The organism is Anoxynatronum sibiricum (genome assembly GCF_039414295.1).
Classification (GTDB): Bacteria; Bacillota; Clostridia; order Peptostreptococcales; family Tindalliaceae; genus Anoxynatronum; species Anoxynatronum sibiricum.
Map to the genome: position 1 here is coordinate 142127 of NZ_JBCITM010000008.1, position 17899 is coordinate 160025.

13 protein-coding genes are annotated in these 17899 nt (G+C 55.5%); 8 read left to right on the forward strand and 5 right to left on the reverse strand.

All coding sequences use genetic code 11. The features are described from left to right. The first annotated feature begins 49 nt into the window (after window positions 1-49). The 4 genes from AAIG11_RS09605 (at window position 50) to AAIG11_RS09620 (ending at window position 3823) form a co-directional block, all read left to right on the forward strand. The gene (locus AAIG11_RS09605) at window positions 50-187 is read left to right on the forward strand and encodes a hypothetical protein (RefSeq protein WP_343186029.1); all 138 of its coding nucleotides are present in this window, start codon (window positions 50-52) and stop codon (window positions 185-187) included. After that, window positions 184-945 carry a VTC domain-containing protein gene (locus AAIG11_RS09610; protein ID WP_343186030.1) on the forward strand — a complete coding sequence of 254 codons (762 nt, stop codon included), beginning with the start codon at window positions 184-186 and terminating at the stop codon, window positions 943-945. The genes AAIG11_RS09605 and AAIG11_RS09610 overlap by 4 nt, the downstream gene beginning before the upstream one ends. Continuing rightward, window positions 946-1635 (forward strand): DUF4956 domain-containing protein, encoded by a 690-nt coding sequence (locus AAIG11_RS09615; RefSeq protein ID WP_343186031.1) that lies wholly within the window; start codon window positions 946-948, stop codon window positions 1633-1635. 103 nt (window positions 1636-1738) lie between these two features. Further along, window positions 1739-3823, forward strand: a complete 2085-nt coding sequence (locus AAIG11_RS09620; protein WP_343186032.1) for a CotH kinase family protein — start codon at window positions 1739-1741, stop codon at window positions 3821-3823. Window positions 3824-3964: 141 nt separating this feature from the next. On the opposite strand, the gene AAIG11_RS09625 is transcribed toward AAIG11_RS09620, so the two are convergent. Continuing rightward, window positions 3965-4087: a hypothetical protein gene (locus AAIG11_RS09625; RefSeq protein ID WP_343186033.1), complete on the reverse strand. Its 123-nt coding sequence runs from the start codon at window positions 4085-4087 to the stop codon at window positions 3965-3967. Window positions 4088-4400: 313 nt separating this feature from the next. Between AAIG11_RS09625 and AAIG11_RS09630 the strand changes: the two genes are divergently transcribed. After that, window positions 4401-5828 (forward strand): ATP-binding protein, encoded by a 1428-nt coding sequence (locus AAIG11_RS09630; RefSeq protein WP_343186034.1) that lies wholly within the window; start codon window positions 4401-4403, stop codon window positions 5826-5828. Here AAIG11_RS09630 and AAIG11_RS09635 read toward each other — a convergent pair. The 4 genes from AAIG11_RS09635 to AAIG11_RS09650 are packed head-to-tail and all read right to left on the reverse strand — an operon-like array spanning window position 5810 to window position 10331. Beyond that, window positions 5810-8842 carry a CotH kinase family protein gene (locus AAIG11_RS09635; protein ID WP_343186035.1) on the reverse strand — a complete coding sequence of 1011 codons (3033 nt, stop codon included), beginning with the start codon at window positions 8840-8842 and terminating at the stop codon, window positions 5810-5812. The two genes, AAIG11_RS09630 and AAIG11_RS09635, sit on opposite strands and share 19 nt — an antisense overlap. Before the next feature lie 51 nt (window positions 8843-8893). Then, window positions 8894-9439 (reverse strand): VanZ family protein, encoded by a 546-nt coding sequence (locus AAIG11_RS09640; RefSeq protein WP_343186036.1) that lies wholly within the window; start codon window positions 9437-9439, stop codon window positions 8894-8896. Continuing rightward, window positions 9436-9858 (reverse strand): nucleotidyltransferase family protein, encoded by a 423-nt coding sequence (locus AAIG11_RS09645; protein WP_343186037.1) that lies wholly within the window; start codon window positions 9856-9858, stop codon window positions 9436-9438. The genes AAIG11_RS09640 and AAIG11_RS09645 overlap by 4 nt, the downstream gene beginning before the upstream one ends. Before the next feature lie 5 nt (window positions 9859-9863). Further along, window positions 9864-10331, reverse strand: coding sequence for a nucleotidyltransferase substrate binding protein (locus AAIG11_RS09650; RefSeq protein WP_343186038.1), 468 nt, complete (start codon window positions 10329-10331; stop codon window positions 9864-9866). A 286-nt stretch (window positions 10332-10617) separates the two neighbouring features. On the opposite strand from AAIG11_RS09650, the gene AAIG11_RS09655 reads away from it, so the two are divergent. The 3 genes from AAIG11_RS09655 (at window position 10618) to AAIG11_RS09665 (ending at window position 17880) form a co-directional block, all read left to right on the forward strand. Beyond that, window positions 10618-12117, forward strand: a complete 1500-nt coding sequence (locus tag AAIG11_RS09655) for a TIGR02677 family protein (protein WP_343186039.1) — start codon at window positions 10618-10620, stop codon at window positions 12115-12117. A gap of 133 nt (window positions 12118-12250) precedes the next feature. After that, window positions 12251-13483, forward strand: coding sequence for a TIGR02678 family protein (locus AAIG11_RS09660; RefSeq protein ID WP_343186040.1), 1233 nt, complete (start codon window positions 12251-12253; stop codon window positions 13481-13483). 74 nt (window positions 13484-13557) lie between these two features. Next, window positions 13558-17880 carry a TIGR02680 family protein gene (locus AAIG11_RS09665; protein WP_343186041.1) on the forward strand — a complete coding sequence of 1441 codons (4323 nt, stop codon included), beginning with the start codon at window positions 13558-13560 and terminating at the stop codon, window positions 17878-17880. The last annotated feature ends 19 nt before the right edge of the window (window positions 17881-17899 follow it).

The window sequence follows — 17899 nt, forward strand, 5'->3', positions numbered from 1 at the left end:
GTCTGCCTGGGTAACATTGATGTTCTCTCGCTCATGATCTCACAGCCCTATGACAGCGTCAACCCTGGAAATCTCATTGGCTGCTTCCCTGATTTCCCTTGCCCCCCTGCGCCAATTGCCTTATAATGGTGGTGATGCAAAAGAGCCGCCCCTGTGGCAACGGGGACGGAAAGGGGCTTTTTCATGAACGAGCGCTTTTTCAACCGCCATGAATTTAAATATGTGATTTCTGAGGAGACGGCCGCCCAAATGCTGGAGGCTATTCAGCCTCACATGAAGCGGGACCGCCACACCAACGAGGCGGCCCACTACCGGATCAGCAGCCTTTATTTTGATACCCGGGAAAACCTGTTTCATGATGAGTACCTGCGGGCAGAACAGTTTCGCCAGAAACTGCGGCTGCGGGTCTACAACCAGCCCACCCTCATGGATCCCTGTTTTTTTGAAATCAAGAAAAAGTTCAAGGGGTTCGTGAGTAAACGCCGGGCCAAACTCACCCTGAAAAGCGTCTATGACTGGCTGGCAGACCGTATTACCCTGCAAGACCTCTGCGAAACCTTTCCCCTGGAAGCCCACGTGCTGCGGGAAATCGGCTTTTTGCGGCAGCACTACCGCCTGGAACCCCGGGTGGTGATTGCTTACATACGCCAAGCCCATGTGGGCATTTTTGATGAAGACCTGCGGGTCACCATGGACCGGCAGCTGACCAAACGCACCACCCTGCTGGAACCACAGCTGGGCTGCGACCCTGCCCACGATGAGCTGTACCTGCCCACAGGGCGGGTGGTGCTGGAGGTGAAGTCCAGTGGCACCATTCCCCTGTGGCTGGCCGGAACCCTCTCCCGCCTATCCTGCCGCAAGCAGGCTTTCTCCAAATATTCCACCAGCTACAGCCCGCCGGAAGTCAACGACACCGCGGTAGAATCTGACAGGAGGCATGCTTAAATGAATGGATTGGAAGAACTCTTTCGGCTCCACGAAGTGGGGGCCCGGGCGACGGCGGTTGAAGTGATTTTCACCGTGCTGATCTGTTTTGCCCTGCAATTATTGATTACCTACAGCTATATCCGTACCCACCGGGGACGTTTTTATTCCCAGAGTTTTGTGCATACGCTGGTGATTGTGGGTGTGACCATCTCTGTCATCATCATTGTCATCGGCAGCAACATCGCCCGGGCCTTCAGCCTGGCAGGGGCCCTTTCCATCATCCGGTTCCGAAGCGCCATCCGGGACCCCCGGGATGTGGCCTATGTGTTTTTCTCCATGGGCGTGGGCCTGGCCTGCGGTGCCGGCCTCTTCACCGCCGCTGTCATTTTGTCAGTGCTCTTGTCCCTCATTGTGGTACTGCTGGAAACCACCGATTACGGCCGCAATGAAGACAAGCTGAAGCTGCTGAAAATCACTTTGCCGGAAAACCTGAACTACGAAGGGCTCTATGACGATGTGCTCAACAAATACACCGACCAGCACAGCTTTCTCAGTGTGCGCACCGTCAGCCTGGGGACCATGTTTGAAGTGGTGTATAGCGTGCGGGTGAAACGGGGCATCAGCGAAAAGGAAATGATCGACGAAGTCCGGGAACGGAACGGCAACCTGAACGTGGCCTTGCTGCTGGATGAACAGAGCTATGATTAAGGGATAGATCAAAGCCGCTGACTGCGGCTTTTCAATGAATAGGTAGCAGGGAATAGTGAACCAAAAGTGTCGTGAAAATGGAATGCGGAATGAGGAATGACCCATGAGATCCACCGGTTCCACTAAAAATCGAATGATGCTGTTCATCCTGGCGGCAGCGGCCATGATTCTGATTGCCGCTGCCGTTTTTCTCTTACCTGAATCTCCGCCGGAAGACACCATCGAAAACCACACCCTGGTGCCTCCTGTCTTTTCCCATACCACCGGGGTTTACAACAGCCCAATGACCCTGACCCTGTCGGCACAGGCGGAGACCACCATCCACTACACTCTGGATGGCAGCCTGCCCACCACCGAATCTCCTGTATACCGAGAACCCCTGGTGCTGGAGGCAGATGACACCCCGGTGCTAATGCAGATTCCCACCACCTCCGACGAGCTCTACCCTGAATGGGGTTACGACCGGTACCAATGGATGCCCCCTGAGGGCCGGTGGGTACGTCACCCGGTGGTGCGGGCCATGGCAGTGAATGAGGAAGGGGAGACCAGCCCTGTGGTTGGTCACACCTATTTAATGGGCAGCGATGCCCTGCCGACGGCTTCGCCTGTCGCCGGTGACCCGGCCATGCCCGCGGTGCTCCTCATCACCGACCCTGCAGGCTTTTTTGATGACGAAACCGGCATTTACGTGCCCGGCGACATTTTCACCCAGTGGCGGCAGGAAAATCCGGAAGCCCGGGTGCTGGGAAACTCCCCTGCCAATTACCTGGAGCGGGGACGAGACTGGGAACGCCCGGCCCATGTCACCCTGCTGGAACCCGACGGTACCCCTGCCTTTACCCAGCAGATTGGGGTACGCATCCACGGCGGCTTCACCCGGGCCTGGGCCCAGAAAAACCTGCGCCTCTACGCCCGGGACAGCTACGACACCGCCAGCTGGTTTGACTACCCGATTTTTCCCGGGCACACCCGCACCGGCGACGGCACCGCCATGACCCGCTACAAACGCCTGTTGCTGCGCAACTCCGGCAACGACTGGTCCCACTCCCTCTTTCGGGATGCCCTGATTCACCGCCTGGTGAACCCCCTGCGGGTGGACAGCCAGGCGGTGCGCCCCACAGTGGTTTACCTCAACGGGGAATACTGGGGCATTCACCACCTGCGGGAAAGGCTTGACGAATACTATCTGGGAGAACATTACAACATCGCCCCTGAAGACCTGGTGCTCGTCAACGAACGGGACTGGGAGGCTGAAGTGGGAACAGCAGTGGACATCGAAGAGTTCCAGCAGCACATGAGCCGCATCACCGGTTTTGCCCTCAGCGAAGAAGAGCGTTTTCAGCTGGCAGCCACCCTGATTGACATGGACCACTGGTACGACCACCTCGCCACTCAGCTTTACGCCGCCAACACTGACTGGATTTCCAACAACATGCGGGTGTGGCGAAAGCGCACCACCGCTTACCAGCCCGATGCCCCCTACGGCCATGACGGCCGCTGGCGCTGGATTCTCTTTGATTTGGACTACGCCTTCGATTTTCTGGGTTACGGCTATGAGACCCATGACACTGTCAGCTGGCTGGCGGAAGAATCAGCGCTTTTTCACAAGCTTTCCCGCAGTGAAGCCTTCCGCAACGGTTTTTCCAGCCGTCTGGCCGACCTGCTGAACACCGTCTTCCGCACCACTCACGTGCAGTCAGAAGCCGACTTTTTCACCCGTCAGTTGGGGGAGGAAATGCCCCGAAACATTCACCGGTGGCCCCAGTACGGCGACATGGAAAGCTGGCACCGGGAAATTCAGGTGATCCATGACTATGCCGCCCTGCGGCCGGATTACCTGCGGCAGCACACCGCCGCCTATTTTGGACTGCCAGGCAGTGTGCCTGTGGCATTGGATCTCCCCCTGACTCACCAGGGTGAAGTTACCATGAGCACCCTCGCTGCTGCTGAGCTGGTGTCTTATCAGGATTCCGACGGCGTCTTCCGGGGAGAATGGTTTGCCGGCGTTCCCCTGCATCTCACCGCCACCCCGGCGGCTGGCTGGCAGTTCAGCCATTGGGAAATCAGTGGTGGCGGCCTCACCCCTGGCAGCGAACTCACCGCCGGCAGTCTCAATGACTCCGCCATCACCTTGACACCCCAGAACCCTTCCCAGCCGCTGACACTGCGTCCGGTTTTTCGCCAATAGATCTCCTGCTGCCTTTCACCAGATTTTCTGACTTCATCCCAATTTATCTATTGTCCGCCATGCCGCTGATAGCGGCATATCAGACTGTAGACAACATATGATGAAGACAAGGATTTGGTAAATTGGAGTCAGTTGCCCTGGCTAAATCCCTTTGTCTTCATCCTCATACGCCGCTGATAGCGGCATTTTTTTGTGGCTAATGAAATAGCATGTGAAGTAAACGATGGATAGCGCTTTCGTAATGGTTTCAAGCTTTTTATTCACTATTCCCTGTCACCTGTTCACTGCAAAACCCTATTACCTGTTCACTACAAAACTGCTGCAGATAGTTTTGTTCTTGCATTGACAGACAGTTGACAGGTTTCTGCGGGCTGCGTTATACTAAAATTGCAAGCTTTAGAATCATAATTATAATAATCGCAATTCTAATAATCGTGATTCTAATAATTCGAGTTCTCATAAAATGCATTTGGTATGCAGGGTTTGCCCCCGGCAATTTTGATAAGAAAGATCGTTGCAATTTCGATAAGAAAGATGGTTTGCGATGCTTTAAGAGACGAGATCGGGAGGTGCGGACATGTTTATCGGAAGAAAAGAAGAGCTGGACTTTTTAGAAGCTGCTTACGCCAGCGAAAAAGCGGAACTGGTGGTGCTTTATGGAAGACGTCGTATCGGCAAAACCGAAACCCTTCATGCCTTTTGCAAGGAGAAACCCCACTGCTTTTATACCTGTACGGAATACACTGATTTGCAACAGCTGAGAGCCTTTAGCTCCCGCATTCTCACCCAGCAGCACCCGGCGGCGGCTTATGTCGATACCTTCGCCGACTGGGAACAGGCTTTTTCTGCCATCACCCAACTGCCCGGCACAGAAAAAAAACTTCTTATTATTGATGAGTTTCCTTATATGGTAAAAAACAATCATGAGATTCCCTCCATACTTCAGAAGCTGTGGGACCAGCAGCTGAAAGAGGAAAATGTCATGATTGTTCTCTGTGGAAGTGCCATGGCATTTATTGAAAAAGAAATCCTGGCTGAAAAAAATCCCCTTTATGGACGGGCCACAGGGATCTTAAAAATGAAAGAGTTGGACTTTTACGAGGCCATTCAATTTTTTCCCCATTTTTCTCCTGAATCCCAGGTGGCCGCCTATGGAATCCTGGGAGGCATTCCCCATTATCTGAAACAGTTTGATGACAGGCTGACCCTGGAGGAAAACATTCTCAAACATATCTTCACCCGGGGAAGTATTCTCTACAGTGAGATTGAGTTTCTCCTTCGCCAGGAGCTGCGGGAAACGACCGTTTACAATACCATCATTGAGGCCATTGCCCTTGGCAATACCGGACTGAATGGCATCCATCAAAAAACCCAAATCGACAAGAGCAAACTCTCTGTCTATTTAAAGAATCTGTTGGATTTGCACATCATCTACCGGGAATTTCCCACCGTCTCCAGCCCAAAGGACCAGGCCAACGTTCAACGCGGCCTGTACCAATTGTCGGATCATTATTTTCGCTTCTGGTACGCCTTTGTTTTCCCTTACTTTTCCGAGCTGGAAGCTGGCAGCGGCCATCAGATTTACCAACAAGTTGTTGCACCCTCTCTCAATGACTTTGTTTCAAAAAGTTTCGAGAAAGCCTGCCTGTTCTATCTCCGCCACTTAAATAAAAGTAACCGCTTGCCATTCACCTTTGTACGGGCAGGTCGCTGGTGGCACAAAAATCAGGAAATTGATTTGCTGGCCTTTGACCTGGATCGACAACACTGGTTGTTGGGAGAATGCAAGTATCGTAATCAACCGATGACATTGTCCAATTTTCTCCAGTTGCAGCAGAAGGGAAGTTCCGCTACTGCTGGAAAAGCTGTCAGTTCCGAAAATGTTTACTACTACCTCTTCTCAAAAAACGGTTTTTCTGAAGACCTGATCCGCATGTCACAGAACACCCCACACCTGCATCTAATAGACCTGCCCCAACTTCTCAATCATTCACCGGCACCCTGAAAGACAGGGGCCAGATAAAGGGGCCGGTTCCCCGGCACCAGAGTCAGAGTTGCCGCCAACGGTTCATCCGGCGCCACCGCTGCCTCCCCCACCACTTCAGGCAAGCGGACTGCCGGAATCCCCTGGTGGATGCCACCTGCTTCTCCGCTGACAAAATCCTCCAATGCTTTCACATCTTCAAAGGCGTACCATTCTTTTATGGAGCGACCATCACCCGACACCACCGCCAGCTCCAGGGGAACACCCTGAAAGTAGGTGCCCTGCCAGATAAGGGCGCCTTTTTCAGCTGTCCCGTCACTGCTGGCAATACTTGCGTTAACTGCAGGGCTGCCCATGGTTCCGGCCATCGCTCCCGGCGTTTCACGGGTAAGGGGATGGCCTCCAAGAGTGATATGCCCTTCCTCTGGAAGCACCACCGTCACCCGGGTCAGCCCTGGCAGCTCAAAGGTTTCCATCACATGCTGGCGCACATCGTTGGGACGCTGCCGGGCGAAGGTTTCCATCACATTGTAGCCCACGCCACCAAAGCCCCAGCGCTGGCGGTGTTCCGCCATTTCAGGCATGATGACTGCCTGCATTTCCGCCAGCATCTCCAGCGTCCGCCGGGGATGAAAGGTGGTGTTCAGGTGGTGGGCAAAGGTGTTGATGAAGTCCTGACGAAAACCTTCATTTTCCAGGAGCTTACGGAACATCACCGTGCTCCATTCCGGATTGCTCCATTCTTCATGACCTTCCAGCCCCATGGCATAGGCCAGGGTGTTGTGGGTGTAAGCCTGAAGGCCGCCGGCAAAGCCAAAACCGTGATCGGTGTCGTAAAGCATCCACCGCCATCGCCCATCGTGACCAACGGGAAGATGGCCTTGATCGGCTCCATCAACCTGATTGGCTTCAGTAGCTTCAGTTGCTTCAGTTGCTTCACCATCACTGGCACCAATGGGTTCAGTGCGTTTCCGCCAGATGCGCACATTCTGAAGGGGCCAGTCGGTATTTCGAAAGAAAATCTGACTGATATAGTAGTCTCGGAAGTTTTCCAGATCCATGCGGGCCGCCACATGGGCCATGTTGGCATCACGGGTCATGTCTTCATTGCGAATAAACTGGCGCAGGGCCAAAAAAGCCACCCGGTCACCGGCACGGCCTTCATCCACCTGGGCGCCGTCGCCCAGAATCACCACATCCTCTTGCGCCACGCCGTAATGACTCTCAATGAAATTGGCGTCAAAGCGTTCCCGCAGGTTGATAATGCCCCAGTACTCCCCATTGACAAAGTGAACCACCGGCCGGTAGGCCTGGGTGTCCAGGTTCAGGTGTGCCACCAACCGCTGCATGTAGGGATCCCGCAGGTAGGTGCGGTAAAAGTCGTTGCCTGCATTGCGCAGCAGCAGCCGGTTGAAGTCGGTGATGAACCGGTTGGCATCTCCCTGGGCAGTGAGGCCGGGAAACACGGGATACACAATGCGGTTGTTTTCATGATAGTCGTGCCGGGGGTACAGCCGCAGGGGTTTTTGGGGGTAGCTGCGTCCCCACCCCCCATGAATGCGGATGCCCATGTCCTGGGCAAAGCCCAGCGTGCCGTCGGTTTCATAGAAGGCCACGTGGGCAGGCTGCTCCCACTCATGACCCCGCTGGGTGTAGTTGGCGGGGGTATCACCGTCGGGAACCGCCTCAGGGCGGGCTTCCTGCCAGGTCTCATAGTGACTGCCCGCCACGTAAATTCCCCTGTTCACATCAAAAAGGTGGGCCGGGTCTGTGACCACGGACACCACCGGCAAAGAGTAGCGTTCCCACCCGGTTGGGTCTACCCAGTAGGTATGGGTGACCACGGGGCTGCGCCGACCATCTTCAGTGACCGCCACGGCCCGCACCACCTGCCCGGTGAAGTGTTCTTCCGGCACCGGTCGTGGCTGGGGAATGAACTGGGTGTTGATGCCTGCCAGATAAACCCCCTCCGCCGGCAGCCCTTCGCTGCCGGAAATGGCTGCTTTCGGCTGATCAACAGGCGCCTCCCTCAAGATCTCACTGGTTCGCTCACCGGTTATTTCGCCGGTTTGCTGACTGGTGCTTTCGCTGGCATATTCGCCGGTTTGCTGACTGGTGTTTTCGCTGGCATATTCGCCGGTGTTTTCATGGGCATTTCTGATATGTATGCCCTTTTCACTGTACAGATGGGTTCGGGTAACCAGCGTGAGGGTTTCTCCGAAGGGATACTCCTGCCGCACCTGAAAGATGCTGCCCCCCGTATTTTCCGGGTCAGGCACCGAGCCATCCAGGGTATAGTACAGCTTCACCCCTGGCTGGGAAGGGCTGAGATTCAGTTGAAAGGCTGCTTCATAAAACCCGCCCTGGTGGGAAAACACCGGAGGATCCAGGATGGTCATGTAGGAAACCCCCGCCTCGTTGCTGCTGCCAGGGGTGCTTTCCTGAAAAAGCTGCCAGTCTTCACCACCGTCGGTGCGCCGTCCCCAGGAAACGTCCCGGAGCATGGCCGCTGCCGGTGCCTGGTCAATAATCCGCACCCCGTCGGGAGCAGTTAGGGTCAGGGTTTCCCCTGATGCGCCGATGCGAAAGTTGGTGTGCAGCTGCCCCAGCGGGCTCACCTGATCTTTGCCGGAAGCCCAGATAAGTAAATACTCCCCGGGCTGGATTTCCCCCTGGGGAAACTCCCATTTCATGAGATGCAGCGAATCATCGGAAAGGTAAAAGCCGGTGAGATCCAGGGGCTGGCGACCAGTGTAGTAAAGCTCAATCCAGTCGGCGTAATCGCCATCCTCATCCCGCAGCACTGATCCGTTGGAGGCCATCACTTCATTGATGAACAGATGCCCCTGCACTCCGTCCCGTTCTGTCAGCAGCACCAGGCTAACCAGCAGCAAAGCCGCCAGCCCCAGGGCAACGGCAAGGGGAAGGGCCCGTTTTTTCCGATAAATCCGATACATTTGTTCTTCCAGTATGGTGAGCAGCAGCCGCCCCTTGTGGCGCCAATGCTGCTTTTCTTTGGAAACTGTTTCTTTCATTGATGCCTCTCCCTTACAGTGTGTTTTCCACCCTGTCTTTCTTTGTTTACCTTATTTGAAAGCGGTACGACGATGCCGGTAACGTCCAAGCCAGTAGCATAGGATGCCCGCGAGGGCTCCTGCCGTGTCCAGCACCACATCCGACACCTGCCCGCCACGCCCCGGCACATACAGCTGGTGCACCTCATCACTCACCGCATAGAGAAAGCAGATGAGGAGTGCCACCAGCGGCTGTGAAAGATGCCGATGCTTCCAACGATTCCAGGGATGCCTGGCATCTTCATTTCTGCCGGTGTACTGGGGGTCGCTGTGATGAAGGGCATTGCTCACCAGCAGCCCCAACACCATGTAGGCGAAGAAATGACCGCTTTTTCGAACAAACCGGTTCAGCTGCCAGGTCTCCATTCTCTCCACCAACCAGGGAAAGACCTGTTGCAGCACTGTCATCAATCGCTGGGTGATCCCGGTGCTCAATGCATTGGAGTCCACCGCCGGCTGAGCCGACAGGTAAAAAATAAGGGCCATCCAGGAGATGACCAAAGCCCATGAAATCACCGCCCGCCAGGGGACATTGGACATGTTCCGTTGTTTGATCATATTTTTCGCTCACTTTTCCATGTGTGAGATTGGTTTTTTATTTCATGCTCTTCCTTGTTTTTCCCTTCATTTTCATTTTCATAGTCATCTTCATCTTTATATTTATCCATCTTGTCACCTTTTTCGTAAATCACAATACCCACCCGGCGAATGTGTTCTTTCAACGCCTCATGTTGAAGATGATCCCAAATCGACAAATCCACCCGATATGGAAGATTCAGTTCCTCCATTTCCACTTTCAGCCGCAGCAGTAAGTCGAAATCCAGCAAAGGCCCTTCAATGGTCAAATCGATATCAGACCCCTGGTGGAAAGTGCCCATGGCCCTTGAGCCATAAAGAATGACACGACAAACTGCCCCTTCCTTTTGGAAGAGACGCCTCATCTGTCGAATCACTTGTTCATCAAGTCCGTAGGGCATGGGGCTCATCCTTCATTGTCTAGCTTAACACTGCCTGATTCGTGGGTTGTTGCTTTTTCTCTGATGGCCAGGATATTCATTTTATCCTGAAGTTGCTGGAACTGAATGGCATATGCACTGGTGATCTGGCGAATGATTTCGTCGGCAGTGGCTTCATCGTAGGTGTGACTTGACAAATTACGGCTTTGAATCATCTCCATCCACACCTGTCCATTCTCAATGAGTTTCAGTCCATAAGCCTCTCGAGTGGCATCTCTGGACCCAAAAATATCAACCGTTCCTCTGGCCTGCAAAAAATCTTTCAACGTTTTCCAGGCCAACTCATGGGTAAATTCAAAGGCTTGAATCAGTCCCTGTTTTTCAAGATGGCTTAAAGGCCGCTGCTGATGCAGCCGGACGCCTTCTTCCAGCTGCTTCAACGCTTTCTGAAAGCTATGCAGCCGTTGGACCCACCGAATATCCTGCTGTGACATGGCTTATCCACTCCCCCCTTGGTTCTCCCTGTGATGCCTGGTTACTACCGACTATTGTACCATATTTTCCCCTTTCCTGATTTTCTTTCCACTAACCACTTTCCACTTTCCACTTTCTACCTTCCACTTTCCACTTTCCACTTTCTACCTTCCACTTTCCACCTTCCACACGCCTTCGCCTCTCAGCACCCTTCTTTTTGCCTCAATTCATCTGCCAGCCTTGAAAATGCCACTGGTTTGCGGTAAAGTAGCCATAGAGTTTCATTCTGAAAGGGGGTTGCCACCCTTGGATCAGCGCACCCTAAAACCCATCACCGAAACCAAATACCTTTCTGTGGAGAACGCCTGGCGCTACCGGGCCATCATGCGCTTTTTCTACATTTCTGTCCAACAATATCGCCTGTGGCTTCACAAAGAAGATGTCTTCGAGCACCTGCGTCGGGAAGCCGCTTTTCAGGACTACACCCTGGAGCTGTGCCTTCAAGACCTGGAAGCCCTGCGGGAATGGCGGAACCTCAACGCCGTGCAGGACACTGCCAAGGTCAGCACCTACCAGCAGTTTGTCAATAAACAGTACCGGTACCAAATGACCGAATATGCCATCGAAATTGAACGAATGACCCTGCGCCTGGAAAACCTCTTTATCGAAGGCAGCTCCCTTGACCCCACCCTGCTGGAACGGATCAAGGAAGCCCTGCGGCGTCTGCCTGAGATGCTCACCAGCGACACCAACGTACTGGGCGGCTGGTGGCAGCAACTGAGCCATGATTTTCAACGGCTGAACCAGGATTACCAGGACTACCTGCGAGACTGGTCAAGCGCCCGGGCAGAAGAGCTGATGAAAACCAAGAGCTTCCTCTTATACAAAGAAAAGCTGGTGGACTACCTGCGCCATTTTATCAAGGAACTGCAGCACCACTCCCAAGAGATCGAAGGCCTGCTGCGCCAGGTCACCCCCGAGATGCAGGCTACCCTGTGGCAGCGTCTTACCCATTATGAAATGAGTATTCCCCGGGTGGATGCAGAGCAGCTGCGAGCCGAAGATGTGTACACCAACCTTCAGGGCAAATACCAGAGCCTCCACCGTTTTTTTCAGGGCAGTGCCGCCCGGGAAAGCGAAGTGGAGACCATTCTTACCATGACCAACGAAATTATTCGCCGCATCACCCGTTATGCCGCCGGCATTCTTGAAATGAGCAGCCAGTACACCAGCCGCCGGGAAGAATACCGGAAGATCGCCACCCTCTTTCAGCAACAGCCCACCCTTGATGCCGCCCATCAGCTGGCCTCTCAAGTGTTTGGCCTGGGAGGCTATCGGCATTTTGCCGGAGATTTGGTGCGGGAGACAGAAAGCATCCATCGCTCTGTTTACGAAGAACCGCCCCTCTTTCACCGCCTTACCCCCCGGGTGCGCCAGTACCGGGAAAAAATGCTGAAAACCGCCATCCCTGACCGCCAGGCAGAACAGCAAGCCATGCGAGAGCAGGTGTTGGCCCAGCGCCGCCAGGAACAGGCTGTGCTGATGAACTGCCTGCAGCAGGGAGAAATCGCCTTTGAGACTTTGGGAGTCATTGACCCCAGCGTCCGCCGCAGTCTGCTCACGTGGCTCTCCCGTGGCCTTCAGGAGCAGGGGGGCATTGCCATTACCGAGCACGGGCTGAAGTTTCGCCTGGCCAACCCGGGAGAAACCCGGCGGTGCCGCCTGGAATCATCTGACGGCAGCCTGGAGATGCCCGCCTATGTGCTGGACTTTAATGTGACTGCTGAAGATACAAGGATGGGCTGATCTCAGTGCCCTTACCCGCCAACCCCGTCATCTGTCATGCACCATCAGACAGCCAACAGCCCTTTGCTCCACCTGATCCATCCGACCCCTGACCCACCCGCCTTTTCGTCATTTCAGCCAAAGGAGCCCGCCCATGGAAGAAATTCGCACCCTCTTGAACCGCCGCTGGGTTCGCAAAAAAGAAGACCCTGACCTGTATTTCACCCTGAAAGACCGGTACCTCACCTACCGGGACTTCTTTCGGGAAAAGCTGGGGTACAGCGTGATCATTAATCCCCTGCTGATCAAAGTGGAAAAAGTGCCGGGAAAAAGCCACCCCTGGATGGGCATCGACACCTTCGACAGCCCTTTTTGCTATGTCCTTCTCTGTTACACCCTCATGTTTCTGGAAACCCTGGAGCCAGAGGAACAGTTTGTGCTTTCCCAGGTCACTGACTACCTGCGGGGCAACACCGCCCAGGAAGAATCCCCGGAACCCCTGGACTGGACCCAGTACTCCCAGCGCCGGGCCCTCATCAAAGTCCTGCATTTTTTACAGGAAGAAGGCATGATTCTGACCAGCGATGGTGACGATTCCCTTTTTGCCGCTTCAGAAGCCTCCCAGGAAGTCCTGTATGAAAACACCGGCACCTCCAAGTACTTTCTCCGCCGATTCCCCTTTGATATCCCCCCCCTGAAAACCCTGGAAGACTTTCAGCAGCTGGAATGGCAGGGCAGCGAAGCCGACCGGGGACTGATCCGCCGCCACCGGGTGTACCGCCGACTGGTCATGGAACCCGTGGTGTATCAGGAATCCGACGACGACCCGGATTTTCTCTACATCAAGAACCAGCGCAGCGTCATTCAGAATGACCTGGAAAAACACCTGCAGGCCAGCCTTCACCTCCATAAAAACACCGCCATGGTCCTTTTCCCGGAGCAAAGCAGTCTGAAAGACAGCTTTCCCAACCGAAAAAACCTGAGCGACATCATTCTCCAGCTGGGAAGCGAAGTACGCCGCCAACTGGCCGACAGCACCCTTACCCCCAACCAACGGGATGAGATTCACCTTTCCCGGGGCCAGTGGGAAGACCTGCTCATGGCCATCACCACCCGCTATGCCGGCGGCTGGAGCAAAGCCTACCGGGAAGCCACCCAGCGCCAGCTGTCCACCGAAGTGCTGGCCATGATGACTGGCTTCGGCATGGCCACCACCGGTCACCTGAAAGAAGAGGTGATCCTGCTGCCTGCCCTGGGAAAAATGACGGGAGAATACCCGGCAGATTACCTGCCTCCCACCGCCACTGAACCCAACACCGAACCCGCCACGGCAGAAGCCGGCGAAACCGAGGAAACACCCCCTTCAGGGAAAGCTGCCCAGGCCTAAAGCCACCCACAGGAACACCCCTTGATGGGCTCCATGGCCCCTCCATCATCTGAAACCCGGAAAGGAACCTGGCCATGTCCACACCCCTTCATTCCACTGGCACTCCAGGAAACCCCGTCAAAACCCCTGCCCCCGAATCCTGGCTGATTCACCGGGCAGGTGTCATCAACTTCTGGTACTACGATGAAGAAACCTTTCACTTTGAAAACGGCCGCCTGCTGCTGCGGGGAGCCAATGGTTCCGGTAAATCCGTCACCATGCAAAGCCTGGTACCCCTCCTCTTCGATGGCAACAAAAGCCCCGAAAGACTGGACCCCTTTGGTTCCAAAGCCCGGCGCATGGAAAGCTACCTGCTCAGCGACGGCCTTGATCTGGAAGAACGCACCGGCTACCTTTTTCTGGAGTTCACCAAGCCCGCCGCAGGTCGGTACCTCACTTTGGGCATGGGCATGCGGGCCCGGCGCAACGCCCCCCTGCAAACCTGGTATTTTTTGGTGCTGGACAACCGCCGCCTGGGGTCCGGCCACGACCTCTCCCTTTACAAAGACCTGGGAGATAAAATTCCCCTGACCCAAAAGGAACTGGAAAACCGCCTGGGGTCCGGCAACCTGCTCTTCACCCGCCAACGGGACTACAAAGCCGCCGTCAATGAACATCTTTTTGGCTACAAAGACCTGAGCGATTTTGATGAGCTCATTGAGTTGCTGATTCAGATTCGCAGCCCCAAGCTGTCCAAAGAGTTCAAGCCCACCACCATGTACGAAATCATGCAAAACTCTTTGGTGACCCTCACCGACGAAGACCTGCGCCCCATGTCAGAGGCCATTGAAAACATGGATGAAATTCAGTTGAAAATCGACGCCCTGAAAGCCTCCCACAAGGCCCTGGGCCGCATTCAGCACCACTACGACAAATACAACCAACACCTGCTGGCTGCCAAGGCCCAGCGTTTTTTGAAAGCCCTGGAGGAAGAAAACCACAACCAACAGCACCACCAACAGCTGGAAAAGCAGCGCCGGGAAAATGAAAGCCGCCAGGAAACCCTCCACCACCAACAGCAGGAAAACCGGCACCAGCAAGACTCACAGGAACAACTGCTGGCCAGTCTGCAAGACCACGACTTGAACCGCCTCAGCCAGGAAAACACCACCCTCACCACCCACATCACCGAAAAGCAGGGGCAGTTACAGCAGAAAGAAGCCCGCCTGGAAGAAACCAAAAGCCAAGAACACCAGCTGACAGCCCAGCAGCGCCGGGAAGAAAACGCTCTTTACCAGGGGAAAAAAGCCATTGCCGAAAGCCTGGAAAACTTGGCCTCCCTTGAAGACGACACCGCCTTCGACGAGCACGCCTTTTTCGCCGCCGACTACGAAAAGCAAACCCCCGCCCCTTACCAGGCAACAAGTGGAGACCCGGACACCGACGCAAAGGGAGAAGCCGACCCCGCTACAGACACAGCCGTCGACCAAACCTTCCAGCACCACCGGCAGGCCATTGGCCGATACACCAAGCAGGTGAAAGAAGGATTCACCCTGCTGCAACAGCAAGATCAGGCCACCACCGCCTATGAGGCATCTCTGGCCGAAGCCGAGGCCGCCACCCGCCGCCGGGAACAGCAAGACCGGGAGGTCAGCGCCACCGAAGGCCAAATGAACCAGGTGAAAGAAGAGTTTGCTGAAGCTGTCTTTACCTGGCACGGTCAGTTGAAGGGGCTGACTATGGAACGTTCTGTCCTGCATCTGGTCACCGAACGGGCTTTTCAATATGGGGAGCCCCACCGTTTCGATCAGATTCTGGAGCCTGCCCGCCTGGCCTTTCAGGCCGCTCACGGTCAGGGGGTAACAGAAAAAAGCCTGTTGCAGAGCCGCCATACCCAGCACCAGCAGCAGCTTCAGGAAGCCCTGGAAACCCTGAAGGCCCTGAAAGCCCAAAAGGAACCAACCCCCACCCGCACCGCCGCAGTCACCGCCAATCGGCAGCGCCTCACCCAGCAGCAGATTCCCCACCAGCCCCTGTACCGGGTACTGGATTTCGACCCCCAGTTCCCTGAAGACCTGCGGGGTTCACTGGAAGAAGCCCTGGATTCCCTGGGCCTGCTGGACGCCCTGGTGGTAGACCCCCAGCATCGGGAAACCGTGCTGGCCATGGATCCCGGCCACAGCGACCGGTACCTTTTTGCCCAGCCTGCCCTGCTGAGCCATAATCTCAGCGCCTGCCTCACCCCCGATACCCAGGCCCCTGCCCCCCATTTGGTGCAGGAAATTCTTCAGAGTATTTTGCTGGACCCGGAAGACCACCGCTTTCACCTTTCACCGGAAACAGGGCTTTATGGCACCGGTCCCCTGGTGGGCAAAACCAGCCGCACCGCCCCTTCCCGTTTCATTGGAGCAGCTTCCCGCCGCCGCTACCTACAGGAGCAGATCGACGCCCAGGCCCAAGTAGTTCACACCCTGCGGGAAGAAGAAGTTCAGCTTAAAAATCAACTGGCTGCCATGGAAGACCACCTCTCCCTCATGAAGGAAGAATGGGGCCAGTTTCCCACCGACGACAACCTGGCCGTGGCCCATGAAGACCGAATCACCGCCCGCCGCCGGCAACAAGACCTGGCAGAGCAGGAACAACGGCTGAAAACCGTCTCTGAAAGCCATTACCAAAAACTGAAAACCCTGCAGGCTCAGGTGAGCCAAAGTCTCAGCCGCCTTTCCCTTCCCCGCACCACACAGGCCTACGAAACCGCCCTGGAGGCCATGGAAGCCTACCGGCAGCACTTCGATGCCCTCACCCGCCACCACCTGCAGTGCCGCCATCACCGGCAACAGCTGCACCTGCTGGCCCGGCAGCTGGAAGACTGCCGCAACCGACAGGATGACCTGCGAGACGACCTCTTTCAGCTGGAAAAACAGCTGCGGCAACATCAGGAACGCCGCCAGGCCATTGAAGCCCAGTTGGCCACCGCTGACTTCCAGGCCATACACCAGCAGCTCACCGCCTGCCGGGAGGCCTTGAAAACCCTCCCCCAGGAGTACCAGCGTCTCAGTGACGACCTGGCCGCTGCCAAAGCCACCGGCCACCAGCTGCACCAAGAACTGGAAACCCTGTTGAGCCGTCAGCACACCTTCACCCGGCGGCGCCAGCTGTATGAAACCGCCTTCGCAGCCGAATGGCGCCTGGGGTATGTGGATACACCTGAGACCACCGAGGAATCTGGCTCACCCGAAGTCCCCCACGAACCCCTGGCCGCTGACAGCCCTGACCCCGAGGCAGGCACCAACATGGCAGCCACCGCCAAACACCTGCTTCAGATGTGGAGCAATGTGCTGGAAGAAGGCAAAACCGTCTTCAGCCGCCGGGAGTCTGTCACCGCTGCTCTGCTGAAAGAACAGGGAGAGCTGGCAGAATATCACCTGCAGGGGTCCCTGCTGTTCCAGCAGGAAGACCCCAGGGAGGAGCAGGAGCAGGTGCTGTCAGAAGAAGAACGGAGTTTTCTGGAGCGCATCGACCTGACAGCCCGGGTGCAAGGACGCACCATTCATTTTTACCAGCTTTCCCAGTGGATACAGGCGCAAATGAAAGAGCAGGCCCAGTTGCTCAGCGAGCAGGACCGGGAGCTTTTTGAGGAAATTCTCATCAAGTCTGTCAGCCGAAAAATCAACGCCAAGATCTACCACAGCGAAGGCTGGGTGAAAAAAATCGACACGCTGATGAGCCACATGGACACCTCCATGGGCCTCACCTTTCATCTGAAATGGGTCACCCGCCAGGCCGAAACCGAAGACCAGCTGAGTACCCGGGAGCTGGTGGACCTGCTTCGGGGAGACCAGAGCCTGCTGACCCGGGAACAGAAAGACCGCCTCATTCGCCACTTCCGGTCTAAAATCAGAGAGGCCAAGGTGCGGTCTGAGGAAAAAGGAGACCCCCGGGGCTTCCTCTCCCTGATGCGGGAAGTGCTGGACTATCGAAAGTGGTTTGAATTTCAGCTGAGCTACACCAAAAAAGGGGAAAAACGGAAAGAACTCACCAACAACGCCTTTTTCACCTTCAGCGGCGGCGAAAAAGCCATGGCCATGTACGTGCCCCTCTTTTCTGCCGTTTACGCCAAATACCAGGGAGGCGCCATCGACTGCCCCAAGGTGATTTCACTGGACGAAGCCTTTGCCGGAGTGGATGAAAAGAACATCCGCGATATGTTCCGCCTGCTGGTGCAGGAGCTGGAGCTCAGCTTCATTGCCAACTCTCAGGTGCTTTACGGCGACTACGACACCGTTCCCCAGCTGGCTGTGTATGAGCTGATCCGCCCGGAAAACGTCACCTTTGTCACTACCCTTCGCTACCGCTGGAACGGCCACCAGCGCCTGTTGGTGCAACCTGAGGCAGCAGCGGCCAATGCACCCACATGAATCATCAAAGGAGGCACCG

Coding starts and splice junctions, on each gene's coding strand:
- AAIG11_RS09605 (WP_343186029.1), top strand. CDS start 50: ATGACAGCGTCAACCCTGGAAATCTCATTGGCTGCTTCCCTGATTTCC.
- AAIG11_RS09610 (WP_343186030.1), top strand. CDS start 184: ATGAACGAGCGCTTTTTCAACCGCCATGAATTTAAATATGTGATTTCT.
- AAIG11_RS09615 (WP_343186031.1), top strand. CDS start 946: ATGAATGGATTGGAAGAACTCTTTCGGCTCCACGAAGTGGGGGCCCGG.
- AAIG11_RS09620 (WP_343186032.1), top strand. CDS start 1,739: ATGAGATCCACCGGTTCCACTAAAAATCGAATGATGCTGTTCATCCTG.
- AAIG11_RS09630 (WP_343186034.1), top strand. CDS start 4,401: ATGTTTATCGGAAGAAAAGAAGAGCTGGACTTTTTAGAAGCTGCTTAC.
- AAIG11_RS09635 (WP_343186035.1), bottom strand. CDS start 8,842: ATGAAAGAAACAGTTTCCAAAGAAAAGCAGCATTGGCGCCACAAGGGG.
- AAIG11_RS09640 (WP_343186036.1), bottom strand. CDS start 9,439: ATGATCAAACAACGGAACATGTCCAATGTCCCCTGGCGGGCGGTGATT.
- AAIG11_RS09645 (WP_343186037.1), bottom strand. CDS start 9,858: ATGCCCTACGGACTTGATGAACAAGTGATTCGACAGATGAGGCGTCTC.
- AAIG11_RS09650 (WP_343186038.1), bottom strand. CDS start 10,331: ATGTCACAGCAGGATATTCGGTGGGTCCAACGGCTGCATAGCTTTCAG.
- AAIG11_RS09660 (WP_343186040.1), top strand. CDS start 12,251: ATGGAAGAAATTCGCACCCTCTTGAACCGCCGCTGGGTTCGCAAAAAA.
- AAIG11_RS09665 (WP_343186041.1), top strand. CDS start 13,558: ATGTCCACACCCCTTCATTCCACTGGCACTCCAGGAAACCCCGTCAAA.